Genomic DNA, 24123 nt, shown 5'->3' with positions numbered 1-24123 from the left:
AAGAGCCTCGGCAGGGGCGTCAGGAAGGGCGTCCGGGCGGGGTGCCGACCCGTGCGGGGCCGCCGGTCTCCCGCTCGGCGCGGTCGGCCCAGAACGGCATGCGCAGACTGCGGAAGCCGGCCAGTGCCTCGGTGAGGTGGCGCCGGCCTCGGTCGGCGTCGCCCAGCGCGGTGTGGGTCCTGCCCAGCCAGTAGGAGGCGAAGGCCGCGCCGCGGTGCTCCCCCAGCTCGGCGAAGATCTCCGCCGCCTCGCCGAGCGGGCCGAGCGCGCGCGAGGCCCGGTCGGGACCGAGCTCGTTGTACAGCCGCCCCAGGGTCAGCAGTGCGTACGCCTCGCCGGGGCGGTGCCGGACCGTCCGGAACAGGGTCAGCGCCCGCGGCAGGCGGCGGGCGGCCCGGCCCAGCCGGCCGTGGCCGATCTCGGCCACGGCCAGCGCCTGGAGGACGTCGGCGAGCGCGAGCGGCCGGCCGAGTCGCTCCGCCGTCTCCAGGGCCGGTTCCAGGGTGGCGATGGCCTCGGCCGCGCGCTGCTGGCACAGCAGGGCGAAGCCGAGGCTGCGCAGGGCGAGGACCCGGCCGTGTTCGTCACCGAGCCGGCCCATCACGGCGGCGGCCGCGGCGGCGTCGTCGTGGGCGAGTCCGGCCATACCGCGGTCGGCGATCGCGAAGCTCCGGTGGATCCGCAGCCGGGCGGCGTGATGTGCCTCGCCCAGCTCGTCCAGCTGGTCGATGGCCGTGGTGAAGCGGGTCAGCGCGTCGTCCACCCGGCCGCGGGCGGCCAGGGCCCTGGCCAGGGAGCCCTGGGCGACCGCGGCGGCGACGAGGTCGCCGTCTGCTCTGGCGCAGTCGAGTGCGGCGCGCGCCACCCGGTCCCACTCGTCCCACCAGTTGCGCAGGTGGCAGATGTCCTCCAAGGCGGCGGCGAGGTCGGCCGCGTGGGTGCCGTATCCGGCCCCCGCGGCGAACTCGACCGCGGTGACCAGACTCGTCCGCTCGCCCTCCAGCCGTCCGACGAGATCGCCCGCGCGGTCGTCCGTCCCGCCGCGGACGAGCTGGTCGCCCGCCGCCCGCACCCGGCAGAGCCAGCCGGTCAGGACCCGGGCCAGTGCCGCCCGCCGCCAGGGCCGGGGTTCCTCGGCCAACGCCCGTTCCGTGGCGTAGACGTGCAGCAGATCGTGCATCCGATAGCGCGGCTGGCCCTGGTCGTCGACGCCGACGACCTGCACCAGGTTCGCGTCGAGCAGGACGTCGATCGTGTCGTCGGTGTCGCCGGAGTCCAGCAGGGCGGCCAGGGCCCAGCCCGGGAACTCCGGTGCGGGAAGGGTGCCGATGGCCCGGAAGGCGCGGGCGGCGTCGGGGGTCAGACTGCGGTAGCTGGTGGCGACACAGGTCCGGACGGCGAGGTCGCCCACCGTGAGCTCCGCCAACCGGCCCTGTTCGTCGGCGAGCCGGTCCGCGAGCCGCCCGACCCGCCAGTGCGGGCGGCTCGCGAGTCTCGCCCCGATCACCCGCAGCGCCAGCGGCAGACCGGCGCAGCCGGCCAGCACCCGCTCGGTCGCCTCCGGTTCCGCCGCGAGCCGCCGGCCGCCGGCGATGCGCCGCAGCAGGGCCTCCGATTCACCGGCGTCGAACGGGGCGACGTCTATCAGGTGGGCGGCGGCCAGCCCGGCCAGCCGGGCCCGGCTGGTGACCAGGGCCGCGCACCCCGGGGTCCCGGGCAGCAGCGGGCGGATCTGGGCCTCGTCCTGGGCGTCGTCGAGCAGCACCACCACCTTGCGGCCGGACAGCAGCGAACGGAACAGCGCGGCGCGGTCCACCGTCGACTCGGGTATGGACGCGCCCGCGACGCCCAGCCCGAGCAGTAGGTCCGCGAGGACCGCGCCGGGCGCGCGCCGGGCGCCGCCCAGGTGCAGGAACAACTGGCCGTCGGGGAAGGACTTGCGCAGCAGGTGAGCGAGCCGGGTGGCCAGGGTGGTCTTGCCGACGCCGGGGAGCCCGGTGAGGATCACGACCGGTACGGCGCAGGGCGATCCGGGCACGGGCGGCGGGGCGCCCGGCGCGGTGGCGGCCGGCCGGAGTAAGGCGGCGGCCCGGGTCAGCACCTCGTCGCGGCCGACGAAGTCGGCGGGATCCGAGGGGAGTTGACTCACCGGCCGCCAGGCGCCCGCGGGCCGGTCGGACGGCACGGGGACGGGCGCGGGGACGGTGGCAGGTGCGGGGGCGGTGCCCAGCAGGGCCGGGTCCCCGCCCAGGACCGCGCGGTGCAACCGGCGGAGTTCGGCGCCCGGTTCGAGTCCCAGCTCGTCCCGGAGTGCGGTACGGGCGAGGGCGTAGGACTGCAACGCGTCTCCCGGGCGGTGGCAGCGGTACTGCGCGGTCATCAGCTTTCCCCAGAGCGACTCGCGCAGCGGGTACCGGGCCACCTGCTCCCGCAGTGGGCCCACCATCTCGCGGCTGTCGCCGAGCGCCAGACGCGCCTCGGCATAGTCCTCGAACACCGCGAGCCGCGCCTCGTCGAGGCGGGCGACCTCGATGTGCAGGGCGTCGTGGTGCGCCACCCCTTCGAAGGCACCGCCGCGCCACAGGTCCAGCGCCTCCCGGAAATGGCCGGCCGCCGCCGGGTGCGCACCCCCGGCCAGGGCGGACCGGCCGCGCTCGACCAGCTCCTCGAACCGGTGCAGGTCCACTTCGTCCGGTCGCGCCCGCAGTTGGTAGCCGCCGTGCCCCAGGCTCAACCGGTCCTCTCCCGCGTCCGGGTTGAGCACCCGGCGCAACGCGGCGGCATAGCTGCGGACGTTGGCCTGGGCCGAGGCCGGCGGGGTCGTGCCCCAGACCGCATCGCACAGCCGGTCCCCGGACACCGTGGTGTTGACGTGGAGCAGCAGTGCGGCGAGCAGCGTCCGCTGCTTCGGTCCGCCGAGCGGGAGGACCCGACCGCCGGAAACTGCCTCCAGAGGTCCCAATACCTTGAACTCGACGCGCGGAAACTCCACCGCAGGTCCGCCTTTCTGTTGGCTGCGCGACGCAGGGCGTACGCGTTCTGATGGGCATGTCTTGAACAACGACGAGCCCGAAAACCATACGGTCCATGCGGTGTGAGCTATTCCACTTGCAATGCCCCGACTTACTCGCGGTTCCTTGTGGATCCCCCCGATTGCGACATCCACGAGTTATCTGGACTTCCTTGAACGCGGCGACGACGCACCCGAGTTACGCGCATGCCTCGCCCCTCCGACGGCTTTCCGCAATCCCCGCCCACCGCTCCCGCAACAGAGGTCCACCAGCCGAGACGGCTTTGACCTCGCTCGGCGTGCGCAGCTACGTTCACGGGCATGCCTGCGCCGCCGGGGCTTCCCTGCCGGCTAATTGTCGGCCTTCTGCCGGCCGTCGGGCCGATTCATGGGCAGCCGCCTGATGTTCCGTCAGGGTACGAGACCTGGGGTTCGTCGCGCCCACAGTTACGGCGGAGGCAGCGGCAATTATCGGCGAGGGATATCGCAGTTCACGTAGACCGAAGGTAATCGAAGGCAACCCAAGCCGACGAAAATTGAAGGAGTCCAACATCAACCGCATAGGGATCGGCATTCCGCCTCACTGCGCATAACTACCCGACGCCAAAACAGGCTTACGCAGCAAGCCGTTGAAAGCAGCTTCCCGCGGAGAAATCTTTGCAGGCGGGCTTCCGCGTTCTACCATGCCGGACATGAGCGATCGCATGGGCGGACCGAAGCGCCAGGACCCCGAAGCGGAGGTGGCCCTGGACGCCAAGGGCCTGCGCGCCCTCGCGCACCCCGTACGCGTTCAACTGGTGGAACTGCTGCGCACCTACGGCCCGTCGACGGCCACCCGGCTCGCCGCACGCCTGGGCATCACCTCCGGCAACGCGAGCTATCGCTTGAAATTGAGCCTCGCGACGGCGGCGAGCATCGGCCGCATCAGCGGAGCCCGGACGAGCCACTTCAGGCCCGCGGTGAAATGACCTCTCCGCCAGGCCGACGGCGGCGGCTCCGCGGGCGAGATACGGAAGAGAAAGAGCGCGGAGAGCAGATAGCTGAGCGCGTCAACGAACAGGGCGAAAGGCGCTCTGGCGAACTGGACCAGAAGACCGCCGAGGCTCGGGCCGGCGGTGAAGGCCAGGGAGCGGCTCCCGTTCATCAACGAGCTGCTCTGGAAGTAGCTCTTCGCCGGTACGAGGGATACATACAGGGTGCTGTCGCAGACGTTGAAGAGCACCCCCAATGCGCCGATGGCGAAGGCCGTGAGACAGAGCTGAACGAAATCGAGCACACCCCACGCGTAAGCGGCCGGGATTGATGCCATCAGCAGGAAACGGCCGAGGTCGGTGACGGGCATGACGCGGCGCCGACTTCGCCAGCGATCGGCCCAGGCACCGGCCGGCACCGAGAACAGCAGGGCCGGCACCAGAGCGGTGGTGGTGAGCCCGCCCATTTCGCCGGCCTGCGCGTCAAGGATGAGAACAGCTGCCAGTGGAAGGGCGATTCTGGATATCTCCTCGTCGACCAGGGAGATGCTCTGCCCGATCCAGTAGTTCCGGAAGGCGCGGTGGCGTAAGAGAGCAATCATCTCTTTGCAATGACCTTCGCGGAGAGATGCTTGCGGTCGCTCCGCCCTGGACCCATCCGGTACCAGAACCAGGTAACCAGCCGTCGGCGCGGACGACTTGCCCCTGCCGCCCCCGCCCACCCCGAGCGCGCCCATCCCCAATCCGCCCGCCGCGCGCTCCACCGCCCGCGCTCCTCTGCCCGCTACCCCCTACTCCCCTGTCCCTCTGATCTCTCACAGCACTTGGGCATCATCCGTTGCCTGGAACCACCGCAGCCTCTACGTTGATCCGCGGCCGCATCCCGTTCAACTCACCGCCTTGCGGTGGGCTCCAGGAGGATCACCCATGCTCAGACGCACCTCCATATGCGCCTCGACACGCACTTCCGCACGCGCCACCCCACGCATCTCCCTCCGCACTTCCCTGCGCACCGCCGCGGCCGTCGGCCTGGCCGCCGTCGCCCTGACCGCCGCCGCGACCAGCACCGCCCAGGGCGCCACCCCGCCCCCGGACCCGCAGGGTCAACCCACCCAGCAGGTGGAGTACTTCACCGGGCCGGGCGGCCACCCCCGGCACACCACCATCCCGGCCTCGAAGCCGCTCTCCCGGTCCGCCAAGGCCGCGCCCGCCTCCGACGGCCAGGTCACGCCGATCGTGCAGAACGGCCCCGTCGGCACCAAACTCGACGTCGTCTTCATCGGCGACGGCTACACCGCCGCCCAGCAGGCGACCTTCCACGCCGATGTCCGCGCCAAGTGGGCCAAGATGACCGCCGTCGAGCCGTACGCCTCGTACACCGGCCTCTTCAACGTCTGGGCCGTCGATGCCGTCTCCCGGCAGTCCGGCGTCTCCGGCGACCCGGACCGGAACGCGGTCCGCGACACCGCCCTCGGCTCCGCCTTCTTCTGCGACGACATCGAGCGCCTGCTCTGCGTCGACACCGGCAAGGTCGAGTCGTACGCCGCCAAGGCCCCGGCCGCCGACCTCGTCGTGGTGCTCGCCAACTCCACCAAGTACGGCGGCGCGGGCTACAACGACATCAGCTCGAAGGTCGGTTACGACGGTATCGCCACCGCCTCCGCCCACAACGCCGACGCCGTACAGATAGCCATTCACGAAACCGGTCACTCGCTCGGCAAACTCGCCGACGAGTACGACTACGGCCAGTCCGGCACCTACTCCGGCCCCGAGCCCGGCTCGGCCAACATCACCACCTACACCGTCGACCAGATGACCACCCGGAAGCAGAAGTGGTACCGCTGGATGGGCCAGAAGTCGCCGGACGGCGGCACGGTCGGCGCGTACGAGGGCGGCGGCTACTACCAGTTCGGCCTCAACCGCCCCACCGAGAACTCGATCATGCGGACCCTCGGCCGCGAGTTCAACCTCCCCGGCCGTGAGGCGATGATCGCGGGCTTCTACCGCCATGCGAGCGTGCTGAGCAGCCCGGTCGCCGCCGGCCGCACACTGTCCCGCGGAGACCGCATCCCGGTCACGCTGCCCGCCTCCGCGCAGGTCAAGTGGTACGTCGACGGCCGCGAGGCCAAAGCCTGGCGCGGCAAGACGACGGTCGTACCGCGTTCCCTCGGCGTTCCCTCCGACGGCCGCGCCCACACGGTCACGGCCAAGGCCGTCGACGGTACGGACGCGGTCCGTGACCCGGCGCTGCGCAAGCCGCTCTCCGCATCGCTGAGCTGGCAGGTCACCCGCTAGGCACACCGCCTCGACGCGCCGGGGCGCACTGTCTCGAACGCCGCCCCGGGTGCCGGGCGGGCCGGCCCCACGCGCCCGCCCGGCACCGGTGAGCGGCACACCGTTACCTGTACGCGGCCCGGCCCGCTACCGCCACCGAGGAGCCGCAGATGGGCATGTGCCCGGTAGGCCGCGCCATGCCCTGCGGGTCGATGGCCGGCACCACTGCGGCTCCCGTCACCGGTGCTGCGGTGACGGGAGCCGGCGGGCGGACGGTTCCGCCCACGGTGCGGCCTTCCTGAGTGGGTGTGTGGACCACCCCCGTAGGCCCACTCTCCCGAGGGTAGGCCGCAGGGTGCGACGGCCTCTTGGAAAAATGCGAACGGGTCCGAGGCGGACCGGTTGCCCGCCCGTGTCAGCCACTCGACCGCCGGAGCAGGAACTCCGTCGGTGTGCAGCCGGCCAGTGCCCGGAAGTCGCGGTTGAGATGCGCCTGGTCGCTGTATCCGCACCGCCCCGCGATCTCCGAGAAGGATCCGCGGCCGGCTGCGGTGAGTATGCGCGCCGCACCCTTGAAACGCAGGATCCGGGCCGCGGTCTTGGGCGGCAGACCGACCTGTTCGCCGAACCGCATCTCCAGGTAGCGGCGGCTACAGCCCAGTTCGTCGCTCAGTCCGGCGATCGTCAGCTGCCCGGCGGACTCCGTGAGCCGCCGCCAGGCCCGTAGCACAGTGGCCACCGGCGCGTTCGTGCCCGCCAGCCACTGAGCCAGTGTCCGGTCCAGCAGCGCGAAGCGGGCCTGCCAGTGGGAGAGCTGGGACAGCTGCTCCACCAGACACCATGCCCGGCCGCCCACTAAATCGGCCAGGCTCGTATACGTGTTGGCCAGCTCGCTCATCGCGACGCCGAACAGGGCATGGGCACCAGGTGGTGTCAGGCCGATCGCCACACCGCGGGGAGAGCCGCCGTGTTCCACCAGAACGGGGCGGTCGTGCAGGCCGATGACGGGCAGCGACGGCATGCGCGCCGCCCCGCCCTCCGCCGTGACCAGGCGGGACGGCCGCGCGACGAAGTCCAGCACCAGCATGACCGCCACCTCCGGCAGTACGCGATGTACGGCGGGCAGCCCCATCGTGGGCCCGAAACCGACATAGCCGTGCACGTAGTCACGCAACCGCACATCGGGTGATCCGGGCACCGTCCCGCCGTGCCCCGCGCCCGGATCGCCTCTCCGGCCCGTCCCCTGGCCTTCCACGGCAGCCGACACCCCGTAGACCCGGAGCCCACCCGCGGGGCCGGCCCCGGCCGCCGCGCCGTCACCGCCGCGGACGCGAGGGGCCGAATCCCTCGTCACTGCATGCTCCTCGTCACTGCATGCTTCCCGCACTGTCGATGGCGGTCAGCCAGCTGGGAAACTCGTGCAGCAGCTCGTCGTACAGGACGTCGTCGCTGACGCTGCGGGGGTCACGTCCGGCGTGGAAGAAGCCCGCGTTGTCCACGACGCGCTTGGCCGGAACGGGCAGGTCGTCGAGCTTGTGGAGGAACGCGAACTCCTGCTCGTCAGGGTCGCCGAAGCCGACGAACTGCCAGAAGATCGGCAGCGTGGCCGCCTTGCAGAGATAGCGTTCCGCGGCGAACTTGCTCGTGGGCCCGCCGTCCGTCTGGAAGATGACCAGTGCCGGAGCGGACGAGCCGCTGGCCAGGTAGTGGTCGATGACTTCGTCCATGGCCCAGTGGTAGTTCGTGCGGCCCATGTGGCCGAGACCACTGTGCAGTTCCTCGATGCGGCCCTGATAGTTGCCGAGGTCGAGCTCGGCGGTGCCGTCTATATCGGTGGAGAAGAAGATGACCGGAACGGTGCCGTCGTCGTCGAGGTGCGCCGACAGGCCCAGAACCTGTTCGGCGAGGTGCTGGACGGTGCCGTCCTTGTAGTAGTTGCGCATCGAGCCGGAGCGGTCGAGCACCAGATAGACGGCCGCGCGCACGCCCTGGAGGGAGCGCTTGCGCAGACTGACGGCGGCACTCTTGTAGAGGCTGACCAGGCCGGGGGCCCTCTCCTGCACCTTGGTCAGGCTGATCGCGGGACTGGTCATCTGATGCCTCCTGGTACACCGGCGGGACGGCCGGCCCATGGCGCCGGCAGCTGTACGGTCGGCTCCGGGATCGGCGCCCCGGCTGCCGCAGCTCACCCGGCTGGTACGGCACCGGGCTCACCACGTGGACCATTGTCCTGCGGGTGCGACGGACCACGTCACCCGGTCCGGACCAGGATGCCGCCCTCCCCACATGCCGGATGGAGCTGCGCCTGCGCCGTACGCCCGTGCCGTACTCCCATGTCGTATGTCGTACGCCCGCGCCGTACCGGTCACGATGTGGTGCCCCGGGGCCGGGGCCAGGGCAGGGAGCTGCCCGGCCGGGCGGTCGGAGGCACGGGCACAGTTGCGGGCATCACATCGGCATCACCTCGGCATCGCCGGTCAGCCGGATATCATCCGGTGATGTTCAGCCTTCGCGCCCGCACCGTGGTTTTCGACATCGATGGCACGCTCTGTTTCGACGGGCGGACGATCGACGAGGGAATTCTCGCGGCGCTCGGCGAATGCGAACGCGCCGGCCATCACCTGGTTTTCGCGTCCGCCCGCCCCGTCCGAGACCTTCTGCCGGTGCTCAACGGGGCCTTCGCGTCCGCCACCCTGATCGGCGGGAACGGGAGCCTCGTCTCGGCCGGCGGTCAGGTGCGGGCTCGGGCCGCATTCGATCCTGCCGGACTTCGCGCACTGCTGGAGGCGGCCGGGCGGTACGAGGCGACCTACCTCGCCGACGGCCCCTGGGACTACGCCTACACCGGACCTGTCGATCACCCGATCCGGAGCCGTGTGGATCAGGGCGACCTCGCGCGCAGGGTGGACCTCACCGAGCTTCCCGAGGTGGTGAAGTTCCTCGTCGTCGGCGCGTCGGACATGACGGAACTCGCCGAGACCGGCCGCAGGCTCGGGCTGACGGTCAACCACCACCTCGACGAGGCGATCATAGATTTCGCCCCGGGTTCGACGACGAAGTGGGAGGCCCTGGCCTCGATGGAGATCCGCGAGTACGTGGCGTTCGGCAACGACATCAACGACTTCGATCTCCTGCGGAACGCGGAGCGTGCGGTGCGCGTCGGCGCACACTCAAGCCTGGACGACGTGGCCCAGGTCACCGTCGCGGCCGACCCGGTGGCAGTCGCGGCCGAGATCTCCCTGCTGGCCCAGGCGGCCGGGGTCGTCGTCTGAGCGGTCCTGGTGAACTCGCAGCATCCGGTGAAGTGGCGTGCGGCTCCCACCGCAATCGGCGTTCCTGTGACGCGGATGGATCGACCACACCATCCCCGAAACGCGGAGACCGGTGGACCGATCACCAACGCCGAGGCAGTACGGGCGGTCCGCCCGCGGCCTTCGATCGCACGATGTGCAGGCGCCTCGACGAAGTCGAGTGAACGGTCAATGTTTTCAAGGGCTTTCGGGCCATGGCCACACGCTTTGCCGAGCGCGCCTACGTCTTCCACGGGACCGTGGCTATTGCAGGTTGCAACCGTGCGCGTCCGGCTCCGGCCATGGATCCCTCGACGGACGCCGGGATCCTCGCTCCAGCTAGCCCGCGACTGTCTCTGTCGCCGTCCCCACCCCGAGCACGACGAGCGCCCCGCCCGTCGTACGCTCCAAGTCGCGGTGTAGGTGGGGACCCCGCAGCCGCTCCAGGAGTCGACCGACGCAGACGACGACCAGCAGCAGCCAGCCCGCCGCGATGACGGCATCGACCGCCCCCAGGGAGAGCGCCGACCCGGGACCGAGTACCCCTCGGGCAGGAACTGCGGCACCACCGCCACGGAAAGGGTGCCGACTTTGGGTTCGAGCAGGCAGCTCAACAGCCCCTGCCGGAAGGCGCGTACCGACCCCAGGCGCGTGGCGGAGCGGTCCGGTGCCTCCGCCGCCGAGGGCACATCCCCGGACTCGGCGACCGCACCCGACCGCTGGTGGGTCCAGAGCGCCTACGCGTCCAGCGGTAGCAGGTAGGCCGCACCGGCCGACCGTACGACGGTGAACGCCGCATCCCACCGCTGGAGTACCGCCGCGAGCCCGACCGCCGCGGCGACCGTCCAGGCCGGCGAGCCGATTCGCGCACCAGGATCGATGGCCGTACGCCGGGCTGGCCGGAGGCCGAATTTCGGCCCGTCGGGATCGGTGTCGTGGCACCGTGGCGCAGGCCGGTCTCCGGCCTCACCAGCCGGATGCGGCAGCGCAGGCGCGGTTCGGTGGACAGGGTTAAGATTTTTGGGACGGTTCGGCGCCGTGATTACGCCGACCATGCCGGCCGTGATGACCCCGACGGCGCCAAGCCCCTCTCGCCCGTGACGTGACAGCGGTCGTGGACAGCAGCCCCCGGACAACCCTCAGATCCGGGCGGCGAGCGGAAGCAATATTTGAGCCATTCATCCGCCACCTTGCCGAATGGTTAATTCCGCATCACGTAAAGGTTATTTTGTCCACTTTTCCCTTGCCTGAACAGGTATCTCGCGGTACACATGTGCCTCCTGTGCTTGCTGTGGCGCACAGGTCTTAACGGGTTTGTCGGGATAGTGGAGGCGGAGGTGGCGAAGCACATACATTCTCACGCACACATCCCTCGAAAACACCTGCACAACCTGGCGAATCCCGCCGAGATATCGCCGAGATCCCCCGGTGGCCAAGGGGTTGCCCGAAAGAAAGGGAAGTGATGCCGAAAATTTCCTCACCGGAAGTACCGGCGGAAACACCGACGAGAACACTTCCGGTAACGCTGCCGGAAACACTGAACGTGCTCCGCTCGCGGAGCGTGGTCCGAAATTACGCACCCGACCGGGTCGACGACTCGCTCATCGAGCAGCTGCTGGAATGCATGCTCGCCGCACCCACCGCGTCCAACAAACAGGCGTGGTCCTTCGTCGTGGTGCGGGAACCGGCTGGCGTGCGACTCCTGCGGGCATTCTCTCCGGGGATCATCGGAACGCCCGCATTCGTCGTGGTGGCATGTCTCGACAGGCGTCTCACGGACGGCCTCTCCGGCAATATTTCACAGAAGATCTACCAGACCTCAAAGCTCTGCGTGGCCATGGCGGTGGAGAATCTCCTCCTTTCCGCGCACGCGCTGGGACTGGGCGGCTGCCCCGTAAGCAGCTTCCGGGAAGGGGCGGTGCGGCTCCTGCTCGATCTGCCGACCCCGATCGAACCGATCCTGATGGTCCCCATCGGCCGTCCCGCACAGAAGCTCACACCCTCCGAACGCCGCGACAAGAACGAGGTAATCAGCTATGAAATCTGGGGAAAAGACGCTGCCACAGGATCGGCTGCATGAGGAAATCGCCCTTCTTGCCGCCTATCTGCTGAGCAGCGGACGGGGGCTCCTGGACGAGCCGGCGGACTACGGCGCCTATCGTTGCGCAGACGCCGCCCGCCGGACGCTGGGAATTCTGGAGCAGGCCGGGGCGAGTACCCCCCAGCTGTCCGGGATTCGACACCGTCTGGACGAAGTCATGTTCTCGCCGATGGGCGGTGATCTACATCTCCCCGAAATCCTGGACGATCTCTGCCTACAGCTGGCCGGCGCCCTGAAGGAACTCAAAACCGCCTGAAAGGAAAGGAAGAATATCCGCCATGCAGTCCTATCCGCTCTTAACGACGCCAGACAGCAAAATGTACGTCGAGCCGCTCAGCGACAGAAGCCGGCTCATCTGGCAGCGCGGCGAGCATGCACTCATAGGCGTAAGTGCAGGAAATGGCTATTTCAACCAGGACCGCCTTACCGCCTTGATGGAGTGGGCGGAAGATTCTTTCGCCAAAGTCGATGTCGTATACGTCGACACCCATATAGACTCGATGCTCATCGCGGACGGCCGTGTCCCGGAAAGCGCCGTACGGTCGGTGAAAGCCACACTGAAGGACGTACGGCGCAGAATCCGGCGGGCACTGGAGAGGCTGGGCCCCGAAGCCGCACGATTCCGCGTCCGGGCCCTCTCCGAAATCATGGAGCTGCCAATCTACCGAACCGTGGAAAAGCAGACGGATCGGGCCATCGAAGAGGACGAGGAGTTCTCCTCGATCTGCGAAACCATGGTGCATGAGATCGTCCAGCACCGGCCGGGCGGCGGCAGCGACGTCACTGCGGAGCAAGTGCACGCGGGACTGAGTTACCTCAAGGCCGAAGCCCCGCTCTTCGTGGATTCTCCGAGCATCTTCGGCGTCTCCACCTCGGTGCTCCTGTACCACACGAGAACTCCTGTCTCCCAACATCTCGCCCAGCAGACAACGGGGTTCTGCGCCGCGCAGGGACAGGCTTACGTCGTCGTCAGACCCCCCTCGCTGGCCGCCTCCGACACATGAGACGGCGCCGTCGGTCGACCTGTTGCACACACCCTCGGCCGGCAACTCCGCACGCGCAGCCCAGCAGGCCGGGACGGCAGAAGTAGGCCGACACGACGCATACCCGACCCGACCCGTCCCGGTCACTCACCTGGCGCCCACCCACAGCCCACGTCGGCATCGGCATCGGCATAGGAGGCCGGACGGGGGCCTTGGCGGCATGGCACCGGCAGACGGAGGGCGATCGGTGTCGAACCTCTGCATCCGATATCGCCCTGCCCGATCGCCATCGCCCTCGGCATCATCGGCGAACGCCGGAGTCTCGTCGCGTTGCGGGAAGGTCTTCTTCGGAGTGCACCGGTTCGACCGGATCGCCGCGCACACCGGTGTCGGCCGGGACATTCTCGCCAGCCGGCTGATGAGGACTCGTCGAGTCCGGTGTCCTGGCCAAAGAGCGGTACAGGCGCACCCACCGAAGCGGGCCGCGCATTGCAGCCCGTACTGCGCGGCCTCATGGACTGGGCGACCGCTACGCGACCAACGGAGAGCCCCCCGACAGCGTGAGAGCACGACTGCAGCACCGTGCTCCGGCCACGCACGGTCTGCGACCGCTGCGGCGAAACCCTCCCGCCCCGGCAGCACCCGTGTGTCGTCCGCACCGACGGGGAGGCACAGCCGGCGGACGACTGACCGCACGACGGCACAGGCCGTCACACCCGGACGGCCCCAGCCACACCCGCCTCCCGTGTCGGACTCAGTGAACGGAGAACCCACCGTCGACAAAAATCGCCTGCCCGGTGACATATGCGGAGGCACCGCTCGCCAGGAACACCGCCGCGCCCGCGAAGTCCTCCGCCAGCCCGTTGCGCCCGACCATCGTGCGCTCGGCCAGCGCCGCGACCTTCTCGGGGTCGGACGAGAGGCGCGCGTTGAGCGGCGTCATGACGAAACCCGGTACGAGGGTGTTGCAGGTGACGCCGTGCGGCGACCATGCCTCGGCTTGTGAACGGGCCAGCGACTCCAGCGCTCCCTTGGACACGCCGTAGGCACCACTCTGGACGAACGCCCGATGCGCCTGCTGGGAGGTGATGTGGATGATCCGTCCGAAGCCCCGTTCGGCCATGCCGGGACCGAACCGCTGCCCCAGCAGGTAGGGCGCCTCAAGGTTCACCGCCATCGTGGTGTCCCACACGTCTTCGCCCAGCTCGCCCATCGGCGGCCGCAGGTTGATTCCGGCGCAGTTGACGAGGATGTCGGGCTCACCGAACGCGTCGACCACTCCCTCGGCCGCCGCGCGCACGCCGTCGCGGGTGCCCAGGTCGGCGCTCACCCAGGCCGCCCGGCAGCCATGGGCCGTCAGCTCGTCGGCCGCGACGGCGAGCTCCGCCTCCTTGCGTGCCACGATCACGACGCCGGCCCCCGCACGTGCGAGGGCCTCGGCGACAGCCCGGCCGATACCGGAACTGCCGCCGGTCACCATGGCCACCCGGCCGTCCAGCGAGAACATTTCGGAGAGATATGCCTGCGTTGTCATGACTGCACACTAGACAGCGCGTCCGCGACGCCGGCAGCGCGTCCACCGGGATGTCGCCACGGCCGGAGCGGCGTCCTCACCCGACGGCGACCGATCGAGGACGGTCAGGCAGCACCCAGCACCCAGCACCCACCGAGGATGGGACTCTGCTCACCGCCCAGCCGAGGCTTCATCGTCGACTCCGGCGGCGCTGCGCGGTGCGGCGACGGGGTGCCGGAGCGTCTGCGGTCTCACCAGCGACACGCGCCCCGGCCTTCACTCCGGGGCACCGGCCAGCCGGATGATGCCACCGGTATCCCGTGTCCGTCGGCGCCCCCGACCGGTTGTGAAAGCGTGATCTCAACTCGACGTATGTACGCAGCGCTCGCCCTGACCATCGGCGCATCCGGCCTGGCGGCGCCGTCCGCCTCGGCCGCCTCCGCCGCCGCGCCCGCCCCTAAGCTCCCTTCAGTGTCCGTGCTCGGCGAACTCGACAGCCTCGGCGTCACCCCCGTCCCCGCGGCATACCGGGGCCAGCTGCCGACGGTCACCGGCCAGCTCATGGGCCTCCAGCATCTCCACGACCTCAGCGAGCTGCATCAACTGACGGACCTCGTGGCCCCAGTGACGGGCCTGCTGCCGACCCTGGCGTAGCCCTTCCGCGCCGCCGGCGGCTTGTGTTACGTCATCCGACGCCGGGGGTCCGGGATACCACCGGTCCCCCGGCGCGGTGTCGGGGCCGGGGGACCGGCGCGGGCCGAGATCGGGGACCGGCTCGGGCCGGTGAAGAGTCAGAGGGAGGCCCTGAACCGGACCCAGCTGCCGCCCTCCCGGCCGGTAGCTACGCGCGAGGCCCAGGAGTGACGGCAACTGCGGGCCTGCCACTCCGCCCCCGGCCGACGAACCTCAGCCCACCGGGAGCCGTTGGCAACGGCCTCAGCTACCTCAACAACCTCGGCTCGACGTCCACCTCCACGTCTACGCTCGCCTCCACGCCACGCCCGTGTCGGATCCCTACTGTCAACGGCCACTCAGTTCTCCCCGGAGGCGGCCAGTAATTCTCCCCACTGGCGGCCAGCAGCACTTCCCCAACCGCGGCCAGATATCTCCCCGCTGTTGGTGGATGGATCAGCGCAAGGGGATCACCCCCTGACCGCTGGTGGCTTGGTTGAGCCGGAAGGAATCACCCTGGGTGACCACGACGTGAGCGTGGTGCAGGAGCCGATCGACGGTCGCGGTGGCCAGGGTCTTGGGCATGATCTCGTCGAAGCCTGACGGGTGGAGGTTGCTCGAGACGGCCAGCGCCCGTCGTTCATATGCGGCATCGACCAGCCGGTAGAACCCCTCGGCGGCATCGGGCGACACCGGCAGCAGGCCGATGTCGTCGACGATGATCAGGTCGGTTCGGATCAGCCGGGCCATCGCTCTGGCCAGCGAGTCGTCGGCCCGGTGGCGGCGGACGAGGGCTCCGAGGTCTTCGATGGTGAACCAGGCGACCGTCATGCCGGCCTCGATGGCAGCCTGGCCCAGGGCCTCGGTGAAGTGGCTCTTGCCCGTGCCGGAGGGCCCGCAGATGCAAAGATTCTCCTTGCGGGTGACCCACTCGAGCATCTTCAGCGAGTCCTGAGTCGGCCGTGGAATCGAGGAGGCGGTCTCGTCCCAGTCGCCGAAGGTCTTTCCGGCCGGGAACCCGGCTCGCTTGCGGCGGGTGCGGAGGTTCGCGGCGTCTCGGCCTGCGGCCTCCTCGGAGAGAAGGACGCGGACGACCTCGGCGGGGTCCCAGCGTTGGGCCTTCGCGGTGGGGATCAGGTCGGTCAACGCCCGCCGGATGTGCGGGAGTTTCAGCCGCTTGGTCAGCTCGATGGCCTCGGTGAGGGGGTCGCCGTGGGTGCCGGTGACGGTGCGGATCGGGGTGGCCATCAGTGCTCTTCCTTCTCATTGGCGAGGCCGAAGTTGGACCAGGCGGAGGTGCCTGGCTGCAGGCTGTGATCTTCGGAAGGCCGTGTGGGTTCGACTGTTTCCAGGCCGACTTGGTAGGTGAGGATGCGGATCAGGTCGTTCTCCGCGAACCGTCCGGCGATCGCCGCAGAACCCAGGGCCCGGTCGACGTCGGCGGCGGAGTGCAGCTTGGCCAGCGCGACCGCCTCGGCCATCTTCGGCTTGATTCTGCGGGCTCCGGCCGCCCCGGCCTCGATCAGCCAGGACGCCGCCCCGGGACCGAGCGCGAGGAAGGCCGCCTCCTCGGCCGAGTTCGCCTTCGGTGTCCGGTCGCCCTCCTTGTCCTCCCTGGGCGGGTAGTGCTCGTCCTTGATCTGCGGGCTGCCGGGGGTCGAGCGGTCGTGCCGGGCGACCTCGGCCGGGCCGTCCTCGCCGACCGCGGTGACGATCAGCTCGTCGCCGTTGAAGCGGGCCCAGACTCGGGTGTCGACCAGCTGGTGCGGGACCGAATACCGCACTCCTTCAACGGAGATCGTGGCGTCCCAGTTCACCCGTCTCGTGGTGCCGAACGCGACGGCGAACGGCTCCTTCGGCAGCGGATGCAGCCGCTGCCGTTCCTCGGCCAGGGCCTCGGCGGGCTTGCGCCGACTGGCCCGGTGAACCCGGTTGTTGATCTCGTCGCAGAAGTCGCGGCAGGCCGCCTCCAAGTGTCCGAACGACCCGTACTGCTCGAGCAGATTGGCGTCGGTGGGCACCAGGTCGGCCTTCGCAATACGGACGGTGGCCTCGGATCCGCCCTTGGTTTCCGGGTCGGCCGGCAGGCAAGTACGGATTGTCAGCCCGTAGTGCCGGGCGACCTCGACGATCTCCGGGTTGCGGACCGCGATGTTCGCGACGTGCATCGTGGTGACCGTCTTCTCGTTGTCGGTCAGCGCATAGGCCGGCACCCCTCCTATTCGCCGCAGGGTGGCGTCCAGGCAGGCCACGATCGTCGGCAGGGTCTTGTCGAACACTGGAATGACGACGCGGAAACGCGACCAGGCCAGCCATGCGCACCACAAAGAAGTACGGCGTCCACCGATCCGCGGGCCCTCGCCCCAGTCCCACTGCAGCCACAAACCGGGCTCGGTGATCCACGGCCGATAGACCCGCCGCGATCCGGCCCGCAGGCTCGCCTTGACCTCCGCGACCACCCGCCGGGTGGTCCTTTCCCCGCCCGTGAAGCCCATCGCCGTGATCCGCCGGTGCACGACATCGGCACGGATCCGGCCGTGGGAGTTCACCACCAACTCCTCGATCTTTGCGAGGTACTCGTCGATCGGGCGGGCCCGGTGCTGCCGCTCGGTTGGGCTCTTGCCCTCGGCCCGAGCCTGCACATACCGGGCCACCGTGTGGTGGTCGCAGCCGGCCAGTTCGGCCGCCGCTCGGTAACTCCCCGTGAGGTCGTATGCCTCAAGGATCTCCATGATCTCCCTGCTGTTCTTCACACCGGCCAGCTTCGCCGACCGGTATCGGTCCAGGTCCGGGGAGATATCTAGCCGTCCGTGGGGAAATCCTTGGCCATGAATGGGGCGCTAAGTGGCCGCCTACGGGGAGTATCTACTGACCGCCGTCACCCTACTGCGACAGTCGCCGTCAACCGGCGCCCCGTACCGCCTGCCATCCCCGCGAAGAGGCCGGACTCACCGAGGGTCGAGGCAGGACCATCCCTCCTGCGCTACAGAAGGCCCGTCACACCACAGCAATGTGCTCGACTGGCCCAGTCCGCCCAGAACCACAGAAGAGCCGTGAACGCACCCCCGCCTCATCGCCCTCGCCGACGCCGGGACCCTCTTCGAGCACGGCCTCCCGACCGAACGCGGGGAGTTCCGGGCGGCATGACAGTCTCCCGAACAGAGCCCGCCCGCCGTGGTGTCCGCTCCACCGGCCGGCTGTTAGGCCGTGCGGGGAAGCGGCGGCAGCGGCAAGGGCAGCCCCGGGAGGCCGTCGATGCTGGTCGCGATGTCCTCCTTCTTCTGGAAGTACACATCGAGCGACTCATCGGTCTCGCGCGCGAAGCGCGACGCGTGCAACGGCCGATCTCCGTCGTAAGTCATGAACGGGACGGCGTACCCGCAGGTGTCACGGATCTTCTCGGCGGTCACGACGATGATCGCGCGCAGACCGTGTGTGGTCGGGTCGATGTCCGGAAAGTACCCCATCAACTCGTTCCAACGCGCGTCGTCGCGGAAGACCGGCTCTCCGTGCCCATGCACGCGCACGATGTTGGGCGGACCGTCGAAGGCGCACCACATCAGGGTGATGCGGCCGTTCTCGCGTAGATGGGCGACCGTCTCGGCATTGCTGCCGGCGAAATCGAGGTAGGCCACGGTGAGTTCGTCGAGCACGGCAAACGAGCCGTTCAGGCCCTTGGGCGAAAGGTTGACGGTGCCGTCTCCGTCCAACGGCGCCGTCGCGGTGAAGAAGATGTGCTGCGCCTCGATGAAGGCACGCAGCCTGCCATCGATCCGCTCGTAGCTCTTTCCCATAGGTCGATTATGGCGGGCGATCCCTCCCATGCGGCAGGACGCGGGGATCGCGGGGATCGCGGGGATCGCGGACCAATGGAATGGACCACCGCTGGCGCACATCACGATCGGCTGGACGGCATGAGCGGCGCACCTCGCACCTGATCCACAAGTCTTGACGATTATGCCGAGGGTTTCACCGAAGCGGCCTGGTTACGAAGCGCCGTGAACACCGCAGTCGACGTCAGCGGCGACGAGTAGCGGTACTGCCCGACCGGGGACGGGTGGTCGCGCAACCAGTCCCCGGGGAAAGCGCGAAGTCGCAGCGCCCGACTTCGGACCGACCCGGCGCACTTGCCGGTACGGGCGCGATTTAGCATTATTTGCCACAACTTGCCCCGCCGCTGCACCCGTACGCCCCTCCACCCTGGTGACAAAGGCTGTACCGCCGAACGCCACGCCGATCGAGTATCGACCGCCCGGAACTTGAGCGGCATGCCCGCCGCCAATCGCCCCCAGCAGCTACGACCAAGGCACTTTTGCGCCATGCGACGTGTGGGCGACCACCAAAGAAGGAACGTGCACTGCCCCGGGACAACTGTCTTCTCTCCGCCGTCCAACTGTGGCCGCGAGCCTACGTACGGGAATCGCTGTGCCGCCTGCGGACAACGCCGTGTCGCTTCTGGGAGTAGATCCAGTATCCCTCCGCACGGGCACTTCTGTCACCGTTCCACCGAATGATCTTCACGGCGAAATACGCCTCTAATGTTGTGGACCGACATGAAGTTCCCACCTGAACCAAGGAGTTGACAGTGACTCACGAAAACATCACCGCATTGGCAGCGGAACTGATCAACATGGCTGCGGCGGACCAGCAGAACTCATACCGCGCCAACGACGAGGACCCTGCCGAGCAATTGGCATGGCGGCGGCTCACCGCCCGGCACGGCGACCGACTCAACGAGATCATGGATGAGTACGGCTGGCCGACTGCGGAACTGGTCGGTGACGACGCCGCGCGCGGCGCCTGGCTGATCGCACAGCACGCCGACCGGCAGCTCGGCATACAGCGGCGGGCACTCCAGCTCATGGAGCAGGCAGTGGCTACGGGCTCAGCCAGCCCCCGCGAACTGGCGTTCCTGCGTGACCGGACGCTGGTGAACGACGGGCACAAGCAGGTCTACGGCACACAGATCGCCGGCATCAAGGACGGTTCGCCTGTTCCGTGGCCCTGTGAACAGCCCGAGCACATGGACAAGTTGCGGGCGGAGGTCGGAATCGCGCCCTTCGCCGAATACACCGCCAAGTACACCGACAAGATCTCAACCACCTGATCCGTCACCCTGAGCCGGGCGCGCCGGACCGCACCCCGAATCCCGGCCGCTCTTGGCAAGGCCCACAGGCCCCTGCCTCCGCGAGCCGTCGACTACCGCACAACATCGACCGCGCAGGCTGAACACCGGTGCCGTCAGGATCGAAGACCCCGGATCGCGCAACAGGAAAGATGAGCGCGATGAGCACGCGGTGCGACCGAGCGCCCGGCGGGGCCGAAACTGGGCTCATGGCCGGGACCAGTTCCGGCCTCGGACAGAAACACACTCCGGCGGCCGTCACACATGGTGATCGGGCGGGCCTCACACATACGGCAGTGGGACGACGCTCGGTACGCCTCCAACGTTCGGGATTTCTCCAGCACTCAGGGGCCCCCAATGCTCAGAGGGCTCTACACCGCTCTGAGGGATCTACAGCGTCGCCGATTTGATGACGCGCACGCCGGACCGGGTCCGCACCATCCTGCTGGAAGCGGCCGACGCCGATTCAATGCGCATTCGATGCGCACTGCTGTGGGCGAGGCGGAATAGACCGTCGGCAGGATCGACGGTTTGGGGCGCGACACCGCCTCGGCCGCAGTTCGGCCGGCGCCCCCACCCTTCTCTCTCCCCCTCCGCCCTCCCCGCCTCCACCACCCCCACGCCCCACGCCCCACGCCCACAGTGCAGATAGCCATACGAGAATGTGTCCCGCACGTCGCCCGCCGCCTCTACCGCGCTGCTGCCTGATGCGCACGACAGCGACGCCTCACCGTGGAGCGCATCCTGACCCTCCCGCCCCCTGCGTCCCGCGCCTTGTGTGCTCCCACCGCCCCTACCGCGCCGAGGCACGCCTCTCCCACAGCAGGCACCAGCCGAGTGGATCACGCCTCCTTTCGCAGAGGACCGACTGCACCGAGGGCTGGACGCATTTCCCAGCGGGCCGACGCACCGATCTCCGTGATCGACCACGCCCGGCGAACCATTCCCATCGACGCCGACCGACTCCATCCGGTGTCGGTGGCAGCGCCGGTGGCCTGCGGGCCGGCCAGGGCGGGTGTCTGCTCCTCGGGATGCGCATCCCGAGGAGCGCCTCCGCACTCACCTCGTCCAGCTCCGGTGGGCAGGGCTCGCGCGCCACCACGCCCACGGTGATCTCCGCCACTCCCCGCGGACCGACGGAACCTCCTCCGACCCGACGCCGTCCCCTGCCCCTCCTGCCGCAAGGGCCGAAGAACGAGGATTGCCCGGGAGGAGCCAGATAGCCCCAGGGAGCTGGAGACGGGGGAACCGCGGCGCTGAGCTCCCTGGTATCCGGCGGGATGAAAATGCCCCATTCACTCTTCTCCCCCACATTCCACATAGGTCCCAGAGACGTGTCGACCAACGCCCATGGGACACATTTCCGCAGGTCAGCCCACGTATCCAAGGTGGCTCAGCACCCTCATCCCCGCGCCCCTAGCCGCCCCGCTCGTCCGGCGATCCCTGCGCCCCTTCTCGGGCCTTGCGTCAGGTGGAGCCTTGAGGTGGTCCGAGGCTCCTGAGCCCGTACGACGGGATACAGCATCGCGGCAGCTCAGACACCATGCGGTAGCCGTTACCACAGGTCAGCGGGTCGCCGGGGCGCATGATCTCGATATGGGCCGCCGGTTCCCTGATGCGGGTCGAAGGCAGGCACTATAGGGGGTGTGACCCTCATCGATCATTTGCCGAAAGACGCCGACCCCGATGCCCTCTTCGAAGCCTTTTCGAGCTGGGCCGAGCAGCAGGGGATCACGCTCTACCCTGCCCAGGAGGAGGCTCTGATCGAGGTGGTCTCGGGGGCGAACGTCATCCTGTCCACGCCCACCGGCTCCGGTAAGAGCCTGGTGGCGGCCGGTGCGCACTTCACCGCCCTCGCCAATGACCAGGTCACCTTCTACACCGCGCCCATCAAGGCCCTGGTGTCGGAGAAGTTCTTCGATCTGTGCAAGCTGTTCGGCACCGAGAACGTCGGGATGCTCACCGGTGACGCGTCCGTCAACGCCGATGCACCGGTCATCTGCTGTACGGCCGAGGTGCTCGCCTCGATAGCGCTGCGCGACGGGAAGCACGCCGACATCGGCCAGGTCGTGATGGACGAGTTCCACTTCTACGCCGAACCGGACCGCGGCTGGGCGTGGCAGATTCCGTTGCTGGAACTGCCGCAGGCACAGTTCATCCTGATGTCGGCGACGCTCGGCGACATGTCGCGGTTCGAGGGGGATCTGACCCGGCGGACCGGGAAGCCGACCTCGGTCGTGCGCTCCGTGACCCGGCCCGTACCGCTGTCGTACGAGTACCGCACGACACCGATGACGGAGACGCTCACCGAGCTGCTGGAGACCCACCAGTCGCCGGTCTACATCGTGCACTTCACGCAGGCCGCCGCCGTGGAACGGGCGCAGGCGCTGATGAGCATCAATATGTGCACGCGTGCCGAGAAGGACCAGATCGCGCAGCTCATCGGGAACTTCCGGTTCACCACCAAGTTCGGCCGCAACCTCTCGCGTTATGTCCGCCACGGCATCGGCGTGCACCACGCGGGCATGCTGCCGAAGTACCGCCGGCTCGTCGAGAAGCTGGCGCAGGCGGGTCTGCTGAAGGTCATCTGCGGTACGGACACCCTCGGCGTGGGCGTCAATGTCCCGATCCGCACGGTGCTGTTCACCGCGCTGACGAAGTACGACGGGACCCGGGTGCGGACGCTGCGGGCGCGGGAGTTCCATCAGATCGCGGGGCGCGCGGGGCGGGCCGGCTTCGACACGGCGGGGTTCGTCGTCGCGCAGGCCCCCGAGCATGTGGTGGAGAACGAGAAGGCGCTGGCCAAGGCGGGTGACGATCCCAAGAAGCGCCGGAAGGTCGTGCGCAAGAAGGCACCGGAGGGCTTCGTCAACTGGGGTGAGAACACCTTCGAGAAGCTCATCGCCTCCGATCCCGAGCCGCTGACCTCGCGGTTCCGGGTCACGCACGCGATGCTGCTGTCGGTGATCGCCCGGCCGGGCAATGCCTTCGAGGCGATGCGCCGTCTGCTGGAGGACAATCACGAGCCGCGTAAGAACCAGCTCAGGCACATCCGGCGGGCGATCGCGATCTACCGTTCGCTGCTGGACGGCGGGATCGTGGAGCGCCTGGCGGAGCCGGACGCGGAGGGGCGGATCGTCCGGCTGACCGTCGATCTTCAGCAGGACTTCGCGCTCAACCAGCCGCTGTCCACCTTCGCGCTGGCCGCGTTCGACCTGCTCGACCCCGAGTCGCCGTCCTACGCCCTGGACATGGTCTCGGTCGTGGAGTCCACGCTGGACGATCCGCGGCAGATCCTGGCCGCGCAGCAGAACAAGGCCCGGGGCGAGGCGGTCGCCCAGATGAAGGCCGACGGCGTCGAGTACGAGGACCGCATGGAGCGGCTCATGGACGTCGAGTACCCCAAGCCGCTGGAGGAGCTCCTCTTCCACGCGTACAACCTGTACCGCAAGAACCATCCGTGGGTCGGCGACCATCCGCTGTCGCCGAAGTCGGTCATCCGCGATATGTACGAACGCGCCATGACCTTCACGGAGTTCACGTCCTTCTACGAGCTGGCGCGCACCGAGGGGATCGTGCTGCGCTACCTGGCGAGTGCGTTCAAGGCGCTGGATCACACCGTGCCGGACGATCTGAAGTCCGAGGACTTCCAGGACATCGTCGCCTGGCTGGGCGAGATGGTGCGGCAGGTCGACTCCAGTCTGCTGGACGAGTGGGAGCAGCTCGCCAACCCGGCGGAGGAGACGGCCGAGCAGGCCGCCGAACGGGCCGATCAGGTCCGGCCGGTGACCGCCAACGCCCGCGCGTTCCGTGTGCTGGTGCGCAATGCGATGTTCCGGCGGGTGGAGCTGGCGGCGCTGGACAAGGTCGAGGAGCTCGGTGAGATGGACGCCGAGTCCGGCTGGGACGCGGATACCTGGGGCGACGCAATGGACGCCTACTGGGACGAGTACGACGAGCTGGGCACCGGTCCGGACGCGCGCGGCCCGAAGCTGCTGCTGATCGAGGAGGACGCCGAGCACGGCCTGTGGAAGGTGCGGCAGACGTTCGCCGATCCGAACGGCGATCACGACTGGGGCATCTCCGCCGAGGTGGATCTCGCCGCCTCCGACGAGGAGGGGCGCGCGGTGGTGCGCGTCACCGATGTGGGTCAGCTGTGAGGGAACGGCTTCGTCCGAGGCCGT

General features: G+C 68.9%; 16 protein-coding genes and 1 pseudogene. 9 read left to right on the top strand and 8 right to left on the bottom strand.

Annotation, left to right across the window (positions count from 1 at the left end; all coding sequences use genetic code 11):
* Positions 1–19: 19 nt before the first annotated feature.
* The gene (locus IH09_RS00395; protein WP_052853175.1) at positions 20–2992 is read right to left on the bottom strand and encodes a BTAD domain-containing putative transcriptional regulator; all 2973 of its coding nucleotides are present in this window, start codon (positions 2990–2992) and stop codon (positions 20–22) included.
* 701 nt (positions 2993–3693) lie between these two features.
* Between IH09_RS00395 and IH09_RS36440 the strand changes: the two are divergent.
* Positions 3694–3900: pseudogene (locus IH09_RS36440) on the top strand (helix-turn-helix domain-containing protein); the annotation flags it as partial.
* Here the strand turns inward: IH09_RS36440 and IH09_RS00390 are convergent.
* Positions 3888–4583, bottom strand: coding sequence for an MFS transporter (locus IH09_RS00390; protein WP_052853174.1), 696 nt, complete (start codon positions 4581–4583; stop codon positions 3888–3890). The pseudogene IH09_RS36440 and the gene IH09_RS00390 overlap by 13 nt on opposite strands.
* Before the next feature lie 325 nt (positions 4584–4908).
* On the opposite strand from IH09_RS00390, the gene IH09_RS00385 reads away from it, so the two are divergent.
* On the top strand, positions 4909–6276 hold the full coding sequence (locus IH09_RS00385) for a M64 family metallopeptidase (RefSeq protein ID WP_110951964.1): 1368 nt from the start codon (positions 4909–4911) through the stop codon (positions 6274–6276).
* Positions 6277–6670: 394 nt separating this feature from the next.
* On the opposite strand, the gene IH09_RS00380 is transcribed toward IH09_RS00385, so the two are convergent.
* Positions 6671–7609 carry a helix-turn-helix domain-containing protein gene (locus IH09_RS00380; protein ID WP_190233166.1) on the bottom strand — a complete coding sequence of 313 codons (939 nt, stop codon included), beginning with the start codon at positions 7607–7609 and terminating at the stop codon, positions 6671–6673.
* A 13-nt stretch (positions 7610–7622) separates the two neighbouring features.
* Positions 7623–8348, bottom strand: a complete 726-nt coding sequence (locus IH09_RS00375; protein WP_052853172.1) for a vWA domain-containing protein — start codon at positions 8346–8348, stop codon at positions 7623–7625.
* A gap of 405 nt (positions 8349–8753) precedes the next feature.
* Here IH09_RS00375 and IH09_RS00370 point away from each other — a divergent pair, with 405 nt between their 5' ends.
* The 4 genes from IH09_RS00370 (at position 8754) to IH09_RS00355 (ending at position 12650) form a co-directional block, all read left to right on the top strand.
* Positions 8754–9527 carry an HAD hydrolase family protein gene (locus tag IH09_RS00370; RefSeq protein ID WP_052853171.1) on the top strand — a complete coding sequence of 258 codons (774 nt, stop codon included), beginning with the start codon at positions 8754–8756 and terminating at the stop codon, positions 9525–9527.
* Between the two features lie 1480 nt (positions 9528–11007).
* Entirely contained in the window at positions 11008–11625 is a 618-nt protein-coding gene (locus tag IH09_RS00360) for a nitroreductase family protein (protein ID WP_110951963.1), read from the top strand.
* Positions 11582–11902 carry a DUF6092 family protein gene (locus tag IH09_RS36430; RefSeq protein ID WP_110951962.1) on the top strand — a complete coding sequence of 107 codons (321 nt, stop codon included), beginning with the start codon at positions 11582–11584 and terminating at the stop codon, positions 11900–11902. Before IH09_RS00360 ends, IH09_RS36430 begins: the two co-directional genes overlap by 44 nt.
* Before the next feature lie 22 nt (positions 11903–11924).
* On the top strand, positions 11925–12650 hold the full coding sequence (locus tag IH09_RS00355; RefSeq protein ID WP_052853169.1) for a tRNA-dependent cyclodipeptide synthase: 726 nt from the start codon (positions 11925–11927) through the stop codon (positions 12648–12650).
* A gap of 733 nt (positions 12651–13383) precedes the next feature.
* Here the strand turns inward: IH09_RS00355 and IH09_RS00350 are convergent.
* Positions 13384–14163, bottom strand: a complete 780-nt coding sequence (locus IH09_RS00350; protein ID WP_052853168.1) for an SDR family NAD(P)-dependent oxidoreductase — start codon at positions 14161–14163, stop codon at positions 13384–13386.
* A gap of 351 nt (positions 14164–14514) precedes the next feature.
* Between IH09_RS00350 and IH09_RS00345 the strand changes: the two genes are divergently transcribed.
* Positions 14515–14796: a hypothetical protein gene (locus IH09_RS00345; protein WP_205380085.1), complete on the top strand. Its 282-nt coding sequence runs from the start codon at positions 14515–14517 to the stop codon at positions 14794–14796.
* 474 nt (positions 14797–15270) lie between these two features.
* On the opposite strand, the gene istB is transcribed toward IH09_RS00345, so the two are convergent.
* From istB to IH09_RS00330, 3 genes are all read right to left on the bottom strand, one after another.
* Positions 15271–16062: an IS21-like element helper ATPase IstB gene (gene istB / locus IH09_RS00340; RefSeq protein ID WP_052853166.1), complete on the bottom strand. Its 792-nt coding sequence runs from the start codon at positions 16060–16062 to the stop codon at positions 15271–15273.
* Positions 16062–17567, bottom strand: coding sequence for an IS21 family transposase (gene istA, locus IH09_RS00335; RefSeq protein ID WP_052853165.1), 1506 nt, complete (start codon positions 17565–17567; stop codon positions 16062–16064). Before istA ends, istB begins: the two co-directional genes overlap by 1 nt.
* 447 nt (positions 17568–18014) lie before the next feature.
* On the bottom strand, positions 18015–18608 hold the full coding sequence (locus tag IH09_RS00330; RefSeq protein ID WP_052853164.1) for a pyridoxamine 5'-phosphate oxidase family protein: 594 nt from the start codon (positions 18606–18608) through the stop codon (positions 18015–18017).
* A 791-nt stretch (positions 18609–19399) separates the two neighbouring features.
* On the opposite strand from IH09_RS00330, the gene IH09_RS00325 reads away from it, so the two are divergent.
* Both IH09_RS00325 and IH09_RS00320 read left to right on the top strand, forming a co-directional pair.
* The gene (locus IH09_RS00325; RefSeq protein ID WP_052853163.1) at positions 19400–19921 is read left to right on the top strand and encodes a DUF6624 domain-containing protein; all 522 of its coding nucleotides are present in this window, start codon (positions 19400–19402) and stop codon (positions 19919–19921) included.
* Positions 19922–21585: 1664 nt separating this feature from the next.
* Positions 21586–24099, top strand: coding sequence for a DUF3516 domain-containing protein (locus IH09_RS00320; protein WP_052853162.1), 2514 nt, complete (start codon positions 21586–21588; stop codon positions 24097–24099).
* The last annotated feature ends 24 nt before the right edge of the window (positions 24100–24123 follow it).

Source organism: Streptomyces celluloflavus (assembly GCA_000720995.1).
GTDB classification, from domain to species: domain Bacteria; phylum Actinomycetota; class Actinomycetes; order Streptomycetales; family Streptomycetaceae; genus Streptomyces; species Streptomyces celluloflavus.
This window is presented reverse-complemented; position numbering and strand designations above follow the sequence as displayed.

What these genes read in the sequence shown, in the direction of transcription:
- IH09_RS00390 (WP_052853174.1), bottom strand. Translation starts at nt 4,583, where the DNA reads ATGATTGCTCTCTTACGCCACCGCGCCTTCCGGAACTACTGGATCGGG.
- IH09_RS00385 (WP_110951964.1), top strand. Translation starts at nt 4,909, where the DNA reads ATGCTCAGACGCACCTCCATATGCGCCTCGACACGCACTTCCGCACGC.
- IH09_RS00375 (WP_052853172.1), bottom strand. Translation starts at nt 8,348, where the DNA reads ATGACCAGTCCCGCGATCAGCCTGACCAAGGTGCAGGAGAGGGCCCCC.
- IH09_RS00370 (WP_052853171.1), top strand. Translation starts at nt 8,754, where the DNA reads ATGTTCAGCCTTCGCGCCCGCACCGTGGTTTTCGACATCGATGGCACG.
- IH09_RS00360 (WP_110951963.1), top strand. Translation starts at nt 11,008, where the DNA reads ATGCCGAAAATTTCCTCACCGGAAGTACCGGCGGAAACACCGACGAGA.
- IH09_RS36430 (WP_110951962.1), top strand. Translation starts at nt 11,582, where the DNA reads ATGAAATCTGGGGAAAAGACGCTGCCACAGGATCGGCTGCATGAGGAA.
- IH09_RS00355 (WP_052853169.1), top strand. Translation starts at nt 11,925, where the DNA reads ATGCAGTCCTATCCGCTCTTAACGACGCCAGACAGCAAAATGTACGTC.
- IH09_RS00350 (WP_052853168.1), bottom strand. Translation starts at nt 14,163, where the DNA reads ATGACAACGCAGGCATATCTCTCCGAAATGTTCTCGCTGGACGGCCGG.
- IH09_RS00345 (WP_205380085.1), top strand. Translation starts at nt 14,515, where the DNA reads ATGTACGCAGCGCTCGCCCTGACCATCGGCGCATCCGGCCTGGCGGCG.
- istB (WP_052853166.1), bottom strand. Translation starts at nt 16,062, where the DNA reads ATGGCCACCCCGATCCGCACCGTCACCGGCACCCACGGCGACCCCCTC.
- IH09_RS00330 (WP_052853164.1), bottom strand. Translation starts at nt 18,608, where the DNA reads ATGGGAAAGAGCTACGAGCGGATCGATGGCAGGCTGCGTGCCTTCATC.